The sequence below is a fragment of the Corynebacterium mustelae genome, assembly GCF_001020985.1.
Taxonomy (GTDB): domain Bacteria; phylum Actinomycetota; class Actinomycetes; order Mycobacteriales; family Mycobacteriaceae; genus Corynebacterium; species Corynebacterium mustelae.
This window is the reverse complement of record NZ_CP011542.1, coordinates 809,065-825,442: the sequence shown is the minus strand read 5'-3', so window position 1 is coordinate 825,442 and position 16,378 is coordinate 809,065. Positions and strand designations below refer to the sequence as shown.

Here is a 16,378-nt window from a genome sequence, read left to right as displayed (position 1 = left end):
AAATACTCTTTTAGTGCTCACTAAGCACCCCGGTTTTCATGAGAGGTAGACCAACATGGCTCATAAAGATTTGGCGTTCGCCGTTTCGCTTTTCCGCGAGTTGGGGTGGGAAAACGCGAAGCCAAATGTCCTTGATTCACTGCCTGTGGGTGATGAAGATCAGCAGCAGCGTGCCCGCCGCGGTCTTAGTAGTGGCCGCTGGATCATCGAATCCTCCACCTACCCCTACGAAGACACCACCCACATCGGGCATGTTAACCCCTTCCTTCTCACACTTTTTGCCCTGCGCCTTACAGTGGCACCCAGCCGAGTCGTGAGCTTACTGCGCACCTACGGCACCAACTTCAAATACCATGTGGGTGGGCGAAGCCACCACCGCGAAATAGCGGCGCTCATTCGCACCTACGATCTTGACTACCAGCTGAAATTCATTGAAGAGGCGGCGAAAGAAATAGATATTCGGGGGTCATGGTTGGATCACCCGGATGAATTCAACGTTGTCAGTTTCTTCCTCGTTGCAGAAAACTATCCCACCATCGCTATTCCGCGGCACGAAAACTACTTACTCACATGGTCGTTTCTTGCAGCGCACGCAATGATCCCGGAAAGCCACGCTCTTGAGGGGGATACGCACCTCACCCCCACCCTCGACGATATTCTCCCCACCGTGGGTGAGCATCTTCACGCCTGTTTTGAGCAGGGACTACCTTTGTGGGATCAGCTTGGCCATGTCGCCGTTTGTGCTTATCACCGTGGTCTCGTTGAGCGTGACGCCGTGGTCACGGCCGCGTTTTCCGCCTTGGGGGCTGCGGTCAGGCCTGGTCAGCGGCTTCGTATGGCAGAATTGCTGATGAAAGAGCTGAAGGTTACTGATGCGGAAATCGCTGCGAATATTCCGCTAATCTCCGGGGTTTTAGCCGCCGCCGAACCCCGCCTCATTTCAGCCCTCGGCCTGCATGTTCTTGCTGTGGCCCCAGCGGAGGCGCTGGCGGATTGTGCGCTACCGATGTTGTATGTGACTACGCTTAAGGGGCAGCGTGATCTGCTCACGGCGTTGAAGAAACGCACCGATGTTGGCCCAGCTGTCCACGCGCTTCTCACGCCGCGAATCCAGGAGCTGGCCTTGAGCACGGATCAGAAGGTTGCGGTCTTGGCTAGTAAGCTGCTTGAAGCATGGGGGTTGGGTGTTGAGGCTGCGACGATAAGCGATGCTGCGTTCTATCCCTGGAACCCCACCCCTGATGTGTGGGAGCTGCCCCGCTTTGAACGGATCGACCCTACCTGTGATGCGATCGTCGAACTGTTGCACAATTTCCCCATCACATCGGTGATCACGGCGATCGAAGTTGAACAGTGTTTCCTCGCATTCACCGAGCTTGCTGCCACCGACCCTGAGGCGGCACAAAGGCTCTCAGAGTCACTGAAGCGGGATGTTCCGTGGTGGATGAGCATCCCCGACTCCCCCACCCCACTAGCAAACAAGGAATTCCTCGCCACCCAGCACCCCGTGTCGGTACGCAATTTTCAGATCCAGCATTCATTGGGCGAGCTGCCGTGTGTTCTCTCCGAACCCAGCTTCGTCGACTTCAGCATTCTTTTCGACGACCTCATCGACCGCCTTCATGCTTACGCGCGGGCGGGTGCTCAGGTTCGTGACGCCGACCTCACCCTCGCTTTGTCTCGGCTCGATCGCAGTGGGCTTGATGTTGCAAGCGCCCAGGTTGAGGCTCGTGCGTTGAATGTTCCGGTTTTGCCGCGTGATGACACCGCGCCGCCGAGGTGTGCTGGGGAGATTGTGGCGGATTTTCTCGCTGACCCTTATGAGGAGCCCGCACTTGAGGTGCGGTTGACACAGTGGAAGTGGGAGCAGAGGAATTTGTATCGTCCTGCGCCTATGCTCTCGCCTGCGAGTGTGTCAGATGTGCCGGATTTTCTTGTGGCGAGCTGTAATAATGGGGGTTTGAGTTCGGCTGTTGCCCCGCGGTGGGGTGATGTTGTGTGGACCGATTTGTGTTTTGATAGGTCGGCCACGGCGGGTTTTGAGGGTGCTTTGGCGCATCAGGCAGCTAGAAGTCATGCCCCATTGGGGCCTGGTGCGGCCATGAATCTGATTGCGATGCTCCAGCCAACTACGAAGGGTGGGTTGGAGCTTGCGCATGGTGCTGTCCGTGATGCGTGGGGACGGGGGCTTCTGCGCCCGGGGGTTGCCGATCCGGCGTTCTTGTGTTGGGATCCGGCGAGTTCAGCTTACGGCCGTTTGGCGGAAGTATGTCTTGATTTGGCTGATCAAGGTATGCTTTCGGTGGCGTGGCCGTTGTTGGACGCGATTTTGGTGCACACGGTTTCTGCTTCGTTCGCCACGACGCGGGTTGCGGCGGTTGTGCAGGCGATGTGTGATCTTGCTCCGTCGGTTGCCCATGCGATTGAGGTAGGTACTGCCCCAAGGGAGGCTGCGAATGTACCTGGTCTGCGTCACTATGCGGCGTTGACAAAGAAGACGAAAGCTGCAACGGTGGCGAAACAGGCTGTCAGGTTGCTGCCGGCTAAGACACGTGCGGTGAGTGCAGAAGCCAGTGAAGTTTTCGCTCAGGTTGATTTGGGGGCGTGGCTGGAGCCTGCTGCCCAGGTTGTTCGCGATGACGCTGAGTGCAGCCTGATGTTTATAAACAGCGATGTGGATGATTTCCGTGTTGTGGTGGAGTTTCCCGATCACGATGCGATCCCGCTGGTCAGCCATACACCGTGCTATGTTAAGACGTTTGATCTGGGGGCTTTCCTCGATTTACAAGAGCTTACTTTGTTCACGGATGATGGTTTCCCCACCGGCTACTATGTGTACGCGAGGTGGCTGAATGATCACTGGGAGGTTCAGGAAAAATCCACCGCGGGCTTCCCGGAGGAGGCCCATAGGCTGACCACCACCGTGGTGTTTGCTTTGTTGGCAGCGCTCACGTCGAAGAAAACCAGTTCGAGTGCATTAAAGTTTTTCCTTGATAAGGGAATGATTTCCGCCGACGCTGTTAATAAGGCCATGCACACACTCGCTGGTGTTGAGTTATTCACCCCTATCCACATTCTTGGCATGCTGAAAACCCCCATCTACCTGCACTATCTGTGGCCGGTCCTCACCGAATGTCTTGGGGCTGGCGCACGTACCTTGGAAACAGGTGGTACTGCACCACAATGGTTGGGCAAAGTCCTTGACACGTGCGTTGCCCATTCCGCTATTTTGGGCGCGGCTACCGCCGCTGGGCACATTCCCACCGAAGCGTGGAAGCCCTTATCGTTTATTGCAGCACAGAAGAAGAAAACTGCGGCGGTGAAGAAAGCCCAAACCTTAAGCGAACAGTTCGTAGAAAAGGACAATACTCATGGCTCATAAGGAACTTCCCCAGGCAGTAGCACTGTTTCACGAGCTTGGTTGGACGAATGCCCAGCCGAAAGATACTCCCTCGTTGAGCGTGGGCTCAAGCAAGCAGCAGGCGGCGGCGAAGCGAGGGCTTAGCAGTGGTGAATGGAGTGTCACCGATTACGGCCCAGACGGAAACCCCGCGGGCGATCTGGGAGGTATTAGCCCCTACATGATGCAGCTTTTCGCACTGCGGTTGGGGGTTTCACCCAAGCGTGTGATCACCCTTTTTCGGCGTCATGGTCACAGCCCAGACTACCGGCTTATCGCGGAGCTTGTAGCGCTCAACGGCAAGGATTATGCCGAACGGTTCATCCGTGAGGCGTTGCGTTACCGTGACTTTGATGGCATGGAAGCAGACTCCGAAGACGAGTTCACTTTCTCCGTTTTCTTTCTAGTCACACAGCATTTCCCGGATCTGGGAATCCCCGCCCACATTAACTATGCGGAAGCCTGGGCGTTGTGTGCGGCTAAAAACATGGGTGTTCGGGAGGCTACGATCCGGGCACCAAAAAATCAGCTTCCGCAGTGGAAGGAACTGCTGCCCACGTTCGCCGAGCACTTCGATCTGTGCACCCAGGAGGGTGCACAGATGTGGAATGCGTTCGGCTACGCCATTGTTGAGGCTGCCACCCGCGACCTGATCACCCGCGACACAGCGGTGGCTTTGGCAATTCGGGGTCTAGATGCTGCTACCCGCCCCAAGCAGCGTCTGCGCATGGTGAGCATGCTGTGTGAGGATTTACATCTCACGGACAACGACATTGTGGCACACCGTGAGGCCATCGGTGGAATTGTGGCGGGTGCGGATCCGAAGCTCGTTGATGTACTGGGGCTTCGCCTGATTGGTTGTGTTCCCGCTGAGGAGTTGGGGGCCGCTGCGCTTCCTATGTTGTATGTGACCACGTTGAAGGGACAGCGGGATGTGCTTACCGTCATTAAGAAACGCACTGATATTCCCGCGGATGGACGCACAGTGCTGGCGCAGCGCGTATCGGAGCTTGCCGCAAGTAGCGATAAAAAGGTTGCGGACATTGCCGCAGGACTCGTTGCGCAGTGGGGTGTTGATGTAGCGGCGTCGACAAGCGACGAGGGCAAGTTGTACCCGTGGAATCCAACGCCGAAGCTGTGGGAGCTGCCGCGGTTTGTGCGGATGGAACCCACCTATGATGCGTTGATCGAAGCACTCACAAACAGCGATTACGCTCGAGAAGACTCCTTTGGTGACGCACCGATGGACCTCGTGACCACCGAGTCTGAACAGTGTGTGGTGGCCTATGCCCACCTTGCGTTCGAAGACCCTGAAGCGGCGAAACGTGTGAAAAAAGTCATCGGAAACCACAAACTATTCGCGTTGAACATGCGCACGGATGTAGAAAATTTTGTTTTTGATGGGCGGCCACATCACGTGTTGTGGCGCCGCGACTACTACTTGGAGTGGGTCATGGGGAAGGTCCCCTGTATTGTGTCGGAGCCTAGTTACGTGGATCTCAGCATCGATTTCGAGGATCTTCTTCACCGCCTTGAAGCCTACAACCAGCACGGGGCAAGCATCCTGTGCGCTGATCTCATGGTAGCGCTGACCCGCCTCAACCTCGATGGGCTTGATATTTCCGCGGCGGCGAAGCGGGCACGTGGCTATTCCGTCCCCGTTATCCATACTTTCAGCCAGCCAACGGAACGCACCGCGGGGGAAATCCTCGCCGATTACCTCACAGACCCTTTTCGTGTGCCACAACTGGTCAAAGATTCTGAGTCGGGTTGTTACTCTGGAATCTACAGTTCAGAAAAGGTGGAAACACCAACATCACTAGTACGCTTCCCCCACGACATCACCCAGGAAAGTAAATGGTGCGACATCAATCCCGCGGCGGCACCACGGTGGGGTGATGCGGTTTGGAGAAGACTTCAGCACTCACCCCAGGCCAAAGACACTGACCAAGGATTGCTGGCGCGGCAAGTTGCACGCAGTGCCGCACCGCTGGGTCCGGCCACCGCCATGAACCTGATTGGTTTGGCGCGCCCCACCAAGAAGGGCGGACTCACCCTTGCCTACCAGGCGATTTCGGATGCGTGGGCGCGGGGCCTGCTTCTACCTGGGGTGGCTGACCCACAGTACCTTGACTGGTACTGGGACGCAACAAAAAACTTCGCGGGGATGGCAACAGTTGCCTTAGACCTTGCCGATATGGGAATGCTTGCGGTGGCGTGGCCGCTTCTCGACGCCATGTTGGCGCAGTCGACCAAATCAACAGCGAAGACTGCGGAACTGGCCCAAGCGATGGCTGATCTTGCCCCGAGTGTCACCCACGCAATCGAAAAAGGCGCAGCCCCCGCCTCTGCCGCCCATGTTTCGAACTTGCGCAGGTTCGCCGCCATGAAAGGCTCCAACAAGACGAGCGTCGCAGCCCGAGTAGCGGTGGAAATCCTGCCACCATCCACAACCGGAGATTCTGCCCGGGATACTTCTGAGGATTCTTCCGAGCCTAAAGCCGTAGCGTCTCCCACGGTTGATCTGAGCGCCTGGGAGGTTTCCGCACCGGAGTTCATTGACGACTCTCTCGACCAGTTCTTCCTCACCCACGCACACTCGGGCCCTTCTGCCGTCACGGTTGGCCTGCGCAGCAGCACCTATCCCTCGTTGAGCTTTGAGGCTGATCTCTGGGACTTCGACTCCTACCCATCCCACGGCTTCTATAGGGTGGAGTGCTACCGCGGTGAGGAATCCCGAGGCTACTTCCATATGTGGTGGGATGGCGACTCGTGGGTTCTCGACCACCAGCCTGCTCAGCGGTGGCGATACAACTCCTCCCCATTGCCCATGTTTACCTCCACCGCCTACATCCTCTTTGGAATGATGCATTCTGGGAGTCGGGCGAAAAACGCCCTCTGGTGCATGGAGAGATTCCTCATTAACCGCATGTTTTGCGCCCAAGTGGTTGCGCGAAGCATCCACGCCCTTTTACAAGAGGAACTGTGGGCTCCCACTCAGGCATTGAAACTGCTGCGGGCGAAGGAAACCCTTCCTGTGTTGTGGCCGTTGTTAACGGAATCACTTGCGAAGGCGGCGACAGATAGTCAGCAGCAACACCCGCCGGCAAAGTGGTTAGGTAAGGTGCTCGATGCAATCGCCGAGGATTCAGCTGTGCTGAAGGCTGCTACTGAAGCTGGGTTCATTCCGGAAACTTCGTGGAACCCGCTTAAGATTATTGCTGGCCAGAAAAAGAAAACGGCGGCGGTGACGAAGGCGCGCGAGTTGGTGGAGGTTTTCGGCGTAAAATAACGCAACAAGAGGAGGGCGGGGAAGCATTCTTCTAGCTGGCGGTTGTGCCATACCATCGCCTCATCCAAGACCACCGAAAATATCCTAAAACTACAGTTTACTCACACCCAAAAACCACAAACCACTGTGCAACTCAGGTCAAAACCCACCTGGGGTATTCATTCCTCAGGTGGGTTTGTGGAAGGTCTAGCCGTTTCCTAACGGGCGAGGCGCTTCGGGGTGCGGCCAGAAAAATGCATGATCACATCCATCGCAGTTGGCCGCAACTCTTTGAGCAACTTCAACCCAGTTTTCAGACCACGACGCATACCATCGTGTTCACCACTATGCAATTGCATTTCGACGCTGGGATATTTGGTAAACGCGCGGTTAGAGCGCACCTCCGGCGCATTGTCCGGATCGGCAACCAAGTACTTATTCGGCAGTGTCAGCTTAAGCAAGGTCTTTTGCACCTTAAACAGCTGCACAGGGAAAGAATCAACGTTGTACGGCAGATCGTATTCGACGCACAACGCACGCACTTTTTCGCCCGCCTCAGCAAGCCGGTTCGACGGCATGTCCGGGAATAAGTGGTGCTCGATCTGGTAGTTCAAATTACCCGACAAAATGGTGAGGATTTTACCGCCGTGGAAGTTGGCGCTGCCCAGCATCTGCCGCAGATACCACTGGTTATGATCCTCATTCTTGAACTGTTCTTTAGTAAAAGTCTCTACCTCATCTGGGAAATGCCCACAGAAAATCACCGCGTACGCCCATACAGACCGCACGAAATTCGCCGTCGCATTCGCAGCCAGAGTGGACTTGAAGTTCCGGCCCGACAGTATGGGGAATAACACATAATCGCGTAAGGTTTGTCGACCCGCCTTCCGGGTAGTTTCCCAAAACTTCTCCTGAGTTTCTGCCCAGGATTTTCGCCCTGCCATGAACTTTCCAAGCTCAACATCGTAGTAGCCCACTGCCCATTGGAATAGCGAAGCCAAAACAGTATTAATGACGGGCTGGAACGCATTTAGCGGTGTCCACCGTTTATCACGGGTAACACGTAATACGCCGTATCCGACGTCGCTATCCATTCCCAAGACATTGGTATAAGTGTGGTGAATGTAATTATGCGAATGCATCCACTGTGACGATGGACACACGACATCCCACTCCCATGTAGTTGAGTGGATTTCCGGATCATTCATCCAATCCCATTGGCCATGCAAAACGTTGTGCCCGATCTCAAGGTTTTCCAAAATCTTCGACAGACTCAGCAAACTTGCCCCTGCCCACCAGAAACTGCGCTTGGAAGAAAACATCAAGCTAATCCGGCCCGCGACCTCTAATGATCGTTGCAGCCGAATGAGGTTTTTAATATAGGCCACATCTTTTTCGCCGAGAGAATCGGTGATCTCTGCTTTAATTTTGTCTAACCGCGCACCAATTTCTTCAATATCTTGATCCGTTAAGTGAGAATACGCCTGAATGTTATCAATTGCCATGTCAAAAGCCTCTTTCTTTTAAAAATCACTGTCAGTTATTTCCAGGAGATATCACTGGGATAACTGTTTACTCGTCAGATTGCATCTGCTATGCAAGCGCTTCACTAACAACACCGTATGGGGCTTATCGCTGTGGTCTCAGCAAAACCATCAGCAGGTGTTTAAACTCAGCTCACGCAAATATCGCCCGAAGCCACTGATACACAAGTACGCAATCGCGCACCTTCTTCGTGTTCTTCCCCAGTAACGAGGTTGATCGCATTACCTCTGTCTAGAGTGCGGGTACAGGTGTGACAAATGCCCATTCGGCAACCGAAAGGCAATTGCACACCGATGCTCTCCCCCGCCTCAAGGATAGTAGTGGCACCGTCAACCTCAACGGTTCGCCCATTGCCGAAATCAATGGTTCCGCCTTGGGCGTCGGAATCCCGCTCAAAGGAGAACCGCTCCACCCGGACAGGGACGTCATTGTTGTTGCCCCACTCTTGGAAATCGTCCAGCATCTGCGTCGGCCCGCACGCATACACGGTGCGTTCGGTGATATCTGGACAGAACTGCGCAATATTGTCCGCCGTAACCCGACCGCCATCCGCAGTGATTTGAATATGCACGCTTAGTTGCGGGTGCTGGCGCTCAAGCTCGCGCAATTCCGTGACGAAGAACGAGTCCGCCTCCGAATGCACCGAGTGGATCAACTGAACATCAGTTTCCGCGAACTGGTTTCGTTCCGCCAGCGTGCGCAACATCGAAATAACCGGGGTGATTCCCGTGCCCGCCGTGATGAATGCCAGTTTCTTCGGCAGCGGATTCGTCAAATAGAAATCACCAGCCGGGGCAGCCAGACGAACCGTGGTTCCTGCTGGTGTGGAGGTTGCCAAGTGATTTGATAGCTTGCCCTTTTCCACCGGACGAACCGAAATGGACAGCCGACCATCGCGTTGACCAGGGGTGTTCGTCAACGAATAACTACGCCAGGTATAGCGACCATTAATCTCTACTCCGATCCCGATATATTGCCCCGCCTCAAACATGGTTGGCATTCCCCAACCCGGTGTTATTTCCAAATGCAGTATTTCACCATCACGGCGTATGGAATTAATCGTGCCACGTAACTCCCGGGTCGACCATAGTGGATTAAGCATCACTGAGTAGTCGTCCGGCAGCAGCGGTGTTGTGAAGCGTTTAAGGAGGCCACGCAGCCCGGCTAGCCGGTCAGTGGTTGTATGTGTCATGGAAGCCCTTGCTATTTTTGAACCCAAAACTTACTGATCCGTAGCTTACGCTTACGTAACAAGATGTGCAAGAACTTTTAGGAAGAAAACCAAAAACCCGTGCTCCTGACCCACGGGAGCACGGGATAGCGTCTGTCATACGGAAATGGTTACAGCAATTCCACCAAGATGTTTAACTCTGATGGGTCATACCATGCGAGGAAATTATGAGGGCGTCGCCCACTTTAAGATGAATTGATCTGAATATTCTCGGATTTTAGAGCATTTTCCGACCATGAACCGTCACTTCATAGTTAACCAAACACAGCGTCAAGGTCGTTAACGATTTCGTATTTTGTGCTCAGAATACAATCCAACTCTAGAATCCACGTTCCGTTTTTCCATTTTTCTTCAATGCACGATCCAATAACGGTTCGGTTAGCGAAGTGAAAACAGCATACAAAATACTGGCAAACATCGCAGCCCACAACGGCGAAATCCAGAACGCAGAAACTAAACTGATGAGCCCAATTTCCACCACAACCTTTATCATCCGATAAACTTTCAAAGGTTGCTCAAACATCGTCGCTAAAGCGGTGCTAGTTGTAACAGCGACAACCTCGAGAATTAAGAAAATTACCCAAGTGGATGCTAACCCTCCAACCACTTTCCAGAAACTCTGAAAATCCATTAACCAGTATGATCCAGGAAAAATAGACTCGGTAATCGCTAGGAAAATAAAATATGGTATTAGCGAAACCGCGCCCACCAAAAGTGTTAAGACTAGTGTTACAGCTGCTGGGATTGAATCGCTCCATTTTTTCACACAAATAAGAATACAAGGGCATGAGCAAAACAAGTGAAGCATACTCGAAGATCAAAAGCTGTTGATTCGTAGCCTCCAGAAGACGGTAGTCAGGCCTGATAAATCCATAGCTGTTTAATGTCAGGAGAGTTGCACTTCTGTCTTTATCGCAAGAGCCACACTTATCGTATGCGTTCCTTGACTTATGCTTGCCGCCCCTGTGCTAGAGCTTTTAAGCTCGGCCAAGCATTGTCCAGCAAATGTAAAACCTACTGAGTTTTATAGGCAAAACCCGTGCTCCTGACCCACGGGAGCACGGGATAGTGTCTGTCATACGGAAATGGTTACAGCAATTCCACCAAGATGTTTAACTCTGATGGGTCATACCATGCGAGGAAATTATCAAGCGCATCGCCTACTTTCAGCTCGGCATCTTCATCGCCAAGGTCTGCGGAGTCAATTGCCTCGATAGCGGCAGCGGTGGCATTCTCGCTGGATTCAACATCAACATGGATAGCAGCTACATCTTGCAGTTGAATAGCCGCAGGGTTGAGTTTAACCACAGACTCGCCCATATCTGATTCCAGACTTACAGCGGAATCGGCGACGTCTGTGGAAATAACGACCCGGCGATGCGGAAATGCGGTTTCATCGCCGATAGCTAGAAGCCGTAGTGAGGCTCGGGAGGCGTCGTCGAAAGCAATCTCCGAGAGGTCTTCATCGTCGCCCTCAATGAAGAATTCCCGCAAAGCTGGGGTAAGTGCAAATCCCCAACCGGAGCGGGCCGTTACCGCACCGGTTTCGCTGAGTTCTTTCAGCATTCCGAATGTTGCTGGAATATAGACCCGCACTAGAAATCGCCCTTGATGCCAAATAGTCCGGTAATTTCCACGATGGCCCGATCGAATTGCTGGTAGTACACGCCAACCAAACCTGACTCTACTGCGCCCCGAACGTTCACGATGGAATCATCCACCATCACACAATCATTCATCGGTAGCCCAATTGCATCCGCAGCCGCCTGAAACGCAGCGGTCTCCGGTTTCTCTGCGCCTACTTCACCAGAGAGAACCACAGCATCAACTATCCCTTGGGTGGCTAATACCCGAATAGGATCAGCTTCTGGGCCGCCTGGATCGTTCGACAATACTGCTGTCGCGATCCCGTTTGCCCGAGCGGCCGCAAACACGTTGCGCCACCGTCGCTGATCTTCATCGGTTCCGTCAAGAACACCGACGTAATCAACAATCAAACCCCGCACCGCTTCAAATCTCCTCACATATCAATAGTTTTTGGCTTACAATTTATAAAAATACCTAGTTACTGATATTCATTGTTGCACAGTTTTAGCCTGTACAGCACCCTCACATTCGGGGGTGGAAGAATTAAGCTCTTCCATTTCATCTGCCACACATGGACGCCTTTCGACCTTTCGAAGGACATCATGTACGAACCGATTCCGGGGTTGTCAACCCTAAAAGCTTTTTCACCTGCACCTAAATCAATTCTTAAAATCGCGGAACCAGAGCTGGTTCCTTTCGATATTCGGCACGCCTCAAGTGCATTAATCACAGTTGCCCTTTCGTGTGCTTTTGGTCTACGCCCACCAAGTGTGTTGCGACCAACGTTGTACAGCGAACAGGTTCGCCGCCATATCGCTGCCCGCTTGCGGCAAGGCGAAGGTATGCGAGGGAAGGACCTATGCATTAATTCATTTCACTTCCACCCACAACCAAACGTCGAGTCGGAACCGTATTCCATGTTCGACGTTTTTGGCTGCGTAACCGTTGGCGAAAAGAATTGCGCTTATATGGTGAAATTGCGAAAATCCGCAGACACTACATTTCGTATGTTAAGTCTGCGGATAATCTAGGACACCTTTGACGTCGTCTAGGCTTCTACTGTCCCGCCGTTTTCTTCCGCGAGACGTTGAGCTGCCATTGCTTCGGCCTGGGCTTGGAATTGCTTGCGTAACATGAACAGCTGACGGATAGTCTCTTCCTTGATGGCGTCCTTCATGGCGTTGAACATGTCGCCGCCTTCTTTTTGGTATTCCACCAGGGGATCGCGCTGTGCCATGGCGCGCAGCCCGATACCCTCTTTGAGATAGTCCATTTCGTATAGGTGCAGCCGCCATTTCTGGTCGATGACCGGCAAGATAACTTGCCGCTCTAGGTTGCGCATTTGTGCTTCACCACCGATCATGGTGATGGCTTCTTCCAGCTCTTCGTACTGCGAGTGTGCGTCGGCGAGGATAGCCTCACGCAATTGATCGGCGGAAAGTTCTCCGGCGGCACCGTAGTCGGTGCCTTCAATGAGTTCCTCCACCTGGAAGGATGGGCCATAGAGGGATTCTAGTGCGTTCCACAAGCCTTCAAGGTCCCAGTCCTCCACGTAACCGTTGGCGGTAGCGCCGTCCACGTAGGCAGAAATGGTTTCGTCGATCATCGATTGGATATTGTCGGCAATGTCGGCGGATTCCAGAATCTCGCGGCGTTCCCGGTAAATGACCTTGCGCTGTTCGTTCATGACTTCGTCGTATTTGAGAACGTTTTTACGCATTTCGAAGTTTTGGTTTTCCACCTGGGTCTGAGCGCCCTTGATGGAGTTGTCCACCATCTTTGCTTCGATAGGAACGTCATCTGGAACATTGAGCCGGTTCATGATGTGTTCTAGGGTTGCGCCCATGAACCGAACCATCAAATCATCGCGCATGGAAAGGTAGAACCGGGTGGTGCCTGGGTCGCCCTGACGGCCGGAACGACCCCGTAGCTGGTTATCGATACGCCGGGATTCATGGCGTTCGGTACCAAGGACGTACAGCCCGCCTGCGTCGCGTACTCGTTCCGCTAGTTCTTCCGATTTGGCCTTTTGCTTAGCCAACTCGTGATCCCAGGCGGCTTCGTATTCTTCTGGGGTTTCGACCGGGTCGAGTCCACGATCACGCAGCACTATATCGGCGATGATATCGGGATTACCGCCGAGCACGATATCGGTACCACGGCCTGCCATGTTCGTGGCCACAGTAACTGCGGAAGGCAGGCCCGCCTTTGCGATGATCTGGGCTTCCTGCGCGTGGTACTTCGCGTTGAGAACGTTGTGTTTAATACCCTTGCGTTGCAGAAGCTTGGATAAGTATTCTGAGCGTTCCACAGAGGTAGTACCTACGAGGACTGGTTGCCCTTTGGCTACCCGATCAGCGATGTCGTCGACGACTGCCGCAAATTTGGCTTCTTGGGTTTTATAAACCAAATCGGTGAGGTCTTCGCGCTGTGGGGTGCGGTTGGTTGGGATAGGTACCACGTCAAGCTTGTAAATTTGGTACAGCTCAGCAGCTTCCGTTTCAGCGGTACCGGTCATTCCCGCTAGCTTGTCGTATAACCGGAAGTAGTTCTGCAGGGTGATGGTGGCCAAGGTTTGGTTTTCGCTCTTGATTTCCACCCCTTCTTTCGCTTCGATAGCCTGGTGCATGCCTTCGTTGTATCGGCGGCCTTCGAGGACGCGGCCGGTGAAATCATCAACGATCATGACTTCGCCTGCCCGGACAATATAGTCTTTGTCGCGGGTAAACAGCTCTTTAGCTTTAATAGCGTTGTTAAGGTAGCTGACCAGTTGGGAATTTTCCGGGGCATAGAGGTTATCGATACCGATTTGATCCTCCACAAACGCCACACCTTCTTCTTTTACACCGATGGTGCGTTTGCGATGGTCCACTTCGTAGTGGATGCCTTCGCGCATTTTCGGCGCAAGGGTGGCAAAGATGGAATAGAGGTGAGATGGGCCATCAGCCGGACCGGAGATAATAAGTGGGGTACGCGCTTCGTCGATAAGGATGGAGTCAACCTCGTCGACGATAGCGTAGTGGTGTCCGCGTTGCACAAGATCCGTAAGGGAATGTGCCATGTTGTCACGCAAGAAATCGAAACCCAATTCGTTATTGGTGCCGTAGGTGATGTCGGCGTTATATGCTTTTCGACGCTCGTCTGGGTTCATGTTTGCAAGAATGACCCCGACCTCAAGGCCAAGAAAGCGGTGGACACGCCCCATCCATTCCGCATCGCGCTTAGCAAGGTAATCGTTAACCGTAACCACATGGACGCCTTTTCCTTCCAAGGCATTCAAGTAGGCAGGCAACACACATGTTAGGGTTTTGCCTTCACCGGTGCGCATTTCCGCAACACCGCCGAAATGGAGGGCGGCACCACCCATGACCTGCACAAGATAATGTTTCTGGCCGAGCACCCGCCAGGATGCTTCGCGCGCCACGGCGAATGCTTCCAGCAGAAGGTCATCAATGGTTTCGCCAGCAGCGATTCGCTCTTTAAACTCAGCTGTCTTCGCCTTGAGTTCCGCATCAGTCAGATCTGCATATTCTGGCTCGAGGGCAAGCACGTCTTCCGCAATCTTTTGCAGTCGCTTAACCTTGCGACCTTCACCGATTCGGAGCATCTTGGAAAGTCCAAACACGAGTAATCCTTTACTTGGTCTTAGAGCGTCTTTTTTGCTTCGATTTTCTAGCAGTTAACAATAACTTTTTCATTGTACGCTTAAGAAGCACAAAAGAAAGAACCCAAGCTGATTATGTGGTTTCTACTCAGCTTGGATTCAGCACATATTCTGTTGTCGATGCGCCAGCTGGTTAGAAGCTAACGATAAGAACCCAATTTTAGGCTTCTAGCCACTGACGCATCGTTGATATTATTCGGTGACCAGGGAGATCAAACCATAATCAAAGGCATGGCGCCGGTACACCACGGAAGGCTGACCATTTTCTTCATTAATAAAGAGGTAGAAGTCGTGTCCAACCAATTCCATTTCCGACAATGCGTCATCGACACTCATCGGGTTAGCTGGATGTTCCTTGGTACGAACAATCTGGCCTGGCAGAACGTCTTCCACTTGGTCCGCATATGGATCGTGATCGTACCTACCTTCAGCGCGAACCTCTTCAGCTTCCATCACCAAACCAGCGGTTGCTTCGCCGGTGCTCATGGGGGTGCGGTGGCCGGAAAGGGAAATGGACCTACGCGCCTTAACCTTGCGTAACGACCGTTCCATCCGAGAAAGCGCGGTTTCTAGTGCCGCGTAGAAAGAATCTTCCTTCGCTTCAGCTCGGGCGATATGACCCTTGCCAGTTGCGGTGATCTGAATCCGGTCGCTTTCATCTGCGCGCCGTGGATTCCGTTCGTGTTGTAGCTCTACGTGGAAGAAGGTGAGAGTCGGGTCAAGCCGTGCAATCTTGGCTAATTTATTGTGTACCCGATCCGAAAAGTGCTCCGGAACCTCAACGTTACGTCCGGTGATAGTCACCTTGACGTCTGGGCTCAGGGACTCGTTACCAGCAGGCGTGGTCATAATCACGTGCCTTCCTGTGTCGGCCGCCTAGGTAGGAATGTGAGTGGGATTACTCACCCCACCTTCAGTGGCGGGTTCAACTTCCACTCCCAAGCATACGCTGGTCATAACATTTGCGCCATGCTTCCATTCACCCTCTCAGGCATGGGCCCATGTTAACGCCCCCCGAACTTTGATTCCGGCGCAGGTCAACGCCATAACTGTTGCGGAAATAGTCGCCCCCGTCGTCGCAACATCGTCGATAAGCAGGACATGACCAGTTAGGTTTTTCACAGCTTTCATATCCACCCGAACCGCCCCCGATAGGTTGTGTTTTCGTTCAATGGCGCTGAGTCCCACCGATTCTCGCGCGGATTCTGCCGTATGAACGATTTCTGTTACTGGAATGCCACTTGCTTGGCAAACTGCTGCAACCACATCACCACCTCGGTTACGGGCCGCTGAGGGTTTCGTTGGGGCTGGAACTAGGACGATTTCTGGGTCTATATCTCCTCGCGCTTGCAGATAGGCTACCGCTGCGGCTACCACCGCACCAATAGCTGGTATCACGTCCCTACGGTGATGTTCTTTGAGGTTTATGATGGTCTGGCGTCGCACTCCACCTAACACCCCCAAGGACCATAGCGGCACCAATGGATCAACCCGAGTCGAAATTCGTTGCGGAACCGCGCGCCACTGCTGTTGGCAGTTACGGCATAACACACCACACTCTGGGGTGTAGGCAGCCCCACAACCAACGCAGCTGCGCGGCAATAACAGTTCCATGGCTGCGGCGATATGGTGTCTGAGGTTGCGGTCATTGCGATCTCCAAACACCGACATCGCACCTCT

General features: G+C 53.4%; 11 protein-coding genes and 1 pseudogene. 3 read left to right on the top strand and 9 right to left on the bottom strand.

All coding sequences use genetic code 11. The features are described from left to right. The first annotated feature begins 55 nt into the window (after window positions 1–55). Both CMUST_RS03830 and CMUST_RS03825 read left to right on the top strand, forming a co-directional pair. Window positions 56–3,382: a DUF7824 domain-containing protein gene (locus tag CMUST_RS03830; RefSeq protein WP_047261406.1), complete on the top strand. Its 3,327-nt coding sequence runs from the start codon at window positions 56–58 to the stop codon at window positions 3,380–3,382. Next, the gene (locus CMUST_RS03825) at window positions 3,372–6,692 is read left to right on the top strand and encodes a hypothetical protein (RefSeq protein WP_047261405.1); all 3,321 of its coding nucleotides are present in this window, start codon (window positions 3,372–3,374) and stop codon (window positions 6,690–6,692) included. The genes CMUST_RS03830 and CMUST_RS03825 overlap by 11 nt, the downstream gene beginning before the upstream one ends. Window positions 6,693–6,889: 197 nt before the next feature. Here the strand turns inward: CMUST_RS03825 and CMUST_RS03820 are convergent, their stop codons facing one another. From CMUST_RS03820 to CMUST_RS03800, 6 genes and pseudogenes are all read right to left on the bottom strand, one after another. Further along, the gene (locus CMUST_RS03820) at window positions 6,890–8,176 is read right to left on the bottom strand and encodes a fatty acid desaturase family protein (protein WP_047261404.1); all 1,287 of its coding nucleotides are present in this window, start codon (window positions 8,174–8,176) and stop codon (window positions 6,890–6,892) included. Window positions 8,177–8,343: 167 nt separating this feature from the next. Further along, window positions 8,344–9,408, bottom strand: coding sequence for a ferredoxin reductase (locus tag CMUST_RS03815; RefSeq protein WP_047261403.1), 1,065 nt, complete (start codon window positions 9,406–9,408; stop codon window positions 8,344–8,346). A 149-nt stretch (window positions 9,409–9,557) separates the two neighbouring features. Further along, window positions 9,558–9,637, bottom strand: a pseudogene (locus CMUST_RS17280) (DUF6912 family protein); the annotation flags it as partial. A 129-nt stretch (window positions 9,638–9,766) separates the two neighbouring features. Beyond that, window positions 9,767–10,213 carry a hypothetical protein gene (locus CMUST_RS03810; RefSeq protein WP_144414119.1) on the bottom strand — a complete coding sequence of 149 codons (447 nt, stop codon included), beginning with the start codon at window positions 10,211–10,213 and terminating at the stop codon, window positions 9,767–9,769. A 323-nt stretch (window positions 10,214–10,536) separates the two neighbouring features. Then, a complete protein-coding gene (locus tag CMUST_RS03805; RefSeq protein WP_047261401.1) occupies window positions 10,537–11,043 on the bottom strand; it encodes a DUF6912 family protein in 507 nt (168 codons plus the stop codon). Then, window positions 11,043–11,453, bottom strand: coding sequence for an HAD-IA family hydrolase (locus CMUST_RS03800; RefSeq protein ID WP_047261400.1), 411 nt, complete (start codon window positions 11,451–11,453; stop codon window positions 11,043–11,045). The genes CMUST_RS03805 and CMUST_RS03800 overlap by 1 nt, the downstream gene beginning before the upstream one ends. 183 nt (window positions 11,454–11,636) lie before the next feature. Between CMUST_RS03800 and CMUST_RS03795 the strand changes: the two genes are divergently transcribed. Further along, window positions 11,637–12,065 (top strand): hypothetical protein, encoded by a 429-nt coding sequence (locus CMUST_RS03795; RefSeq protein ID WP_047261399.1) that lies wholly within the window; start codon window positions 11,637–11,639, stop codon window positions 12,063–12,065. 17 nt (window positions 12,066–12,082) lie between these two features. Here CMUST_RS03795 and secA read toward each other — a convergent pair whose 3' ends face one another. The 3 genes from secA to CMUST_RS03780 all read right to left on the bottom strand — a co-directional run bounded on the left by secA (window position 12,083) and on the right by CMUST_RS03780 (window position 16,369). Then, window positions 12,083–14,659 (bottom strand): preprotein translocase subunit SecA, encoded by a 2,577-nt coding sequence (gene secA, locus CMUST_RS03790; protein WP_047261398.1) that lies wholly within the window; start codon window positions 14,657–14,659, stop codon window positions 12,083–12,085. Between the two features lie 231 nt (window positions 14,660–14,890). Next, on the bottom strand, window positions 14,891–15,547 hold the full coding sequence (gene hpf, locus CMUST_RS03785) for a ribosome hibernation-promoting factor, HPF/YfiA family (protein WP_047261397.1): 657 nt from the start codon (window positions 15,545–15,547) through the stop codon (window positions 14,891–14,893). A 138-nt stretch (window positions 15,548–15,685) separates the two neighbouring features. Further along, the gene (locus CMUST_RS03780; protein ID WP_236690151.1) at window positions 15,686–16,369 is read right to left on the bottom strand and encodes a ComF family protein; all 684 of its coding nucleotides are present in this window, start codon (window positions 16,367–16,369) and stop codon (window positions 15,686–15,688) included. Between the last annotated feature and the right edge of the window lie 9 nt (window positions 16,370–16,378).

Excerpts from the sequence above, each read along its gene's own strand:
- CMUST_RS03815 (WP_047261403.1), bottom strand. The coding sequence starts at position 9,408 with ATGACACATACAACCACTGACCGGCTAGCCGGGCTGCGTGGCCTCCTT.
- CMUST_RS03825 (WP_047261405.1), top strand. The coding sequence starts at position 3,372 with ATGGCTCATAAGGAACTTCCCCAGGCAGTAGCACTGTTTCACGAGCTT.
- CMUST_RS03830 (WP_047261406.1), top strand. The coding sequence starts at position 56 with ATGGCTCATAAAGATTTGGCGTTCGCCGTTTCGCTTTTCCGCGAGTTG.
- CMUST_RS03795 (WP_047261399.1), top strand. The coding sequence starts at position 11,637 with ATGTACGAACCGATTCCGGGGTTGTCAACCCTAAAAGCTTTTTCACCT.
- CMUST_RS03820 (WP_047261404.1), bottom strand. The coding sequence starts at position 8,176 with ATGGCAATTGATAACATTCAGGCGTATTCTCACTTAACGGATCAAGAT.
- hpf (WP_047261397.1), bottom strand. The coding sequence starts at position 15,547 with ATGACCACGCCTGCTGGTAACGAGTCCCTGAGCCCAGACGTCAAGGTG.
- CMUST_RS03780 (WP_236690151.1), bottom strand. The coding sequence starts at position 16,369 with ATGTCGGTGTTTGGAGATCGCAATGACCGCAACCTCAGACACCATATC.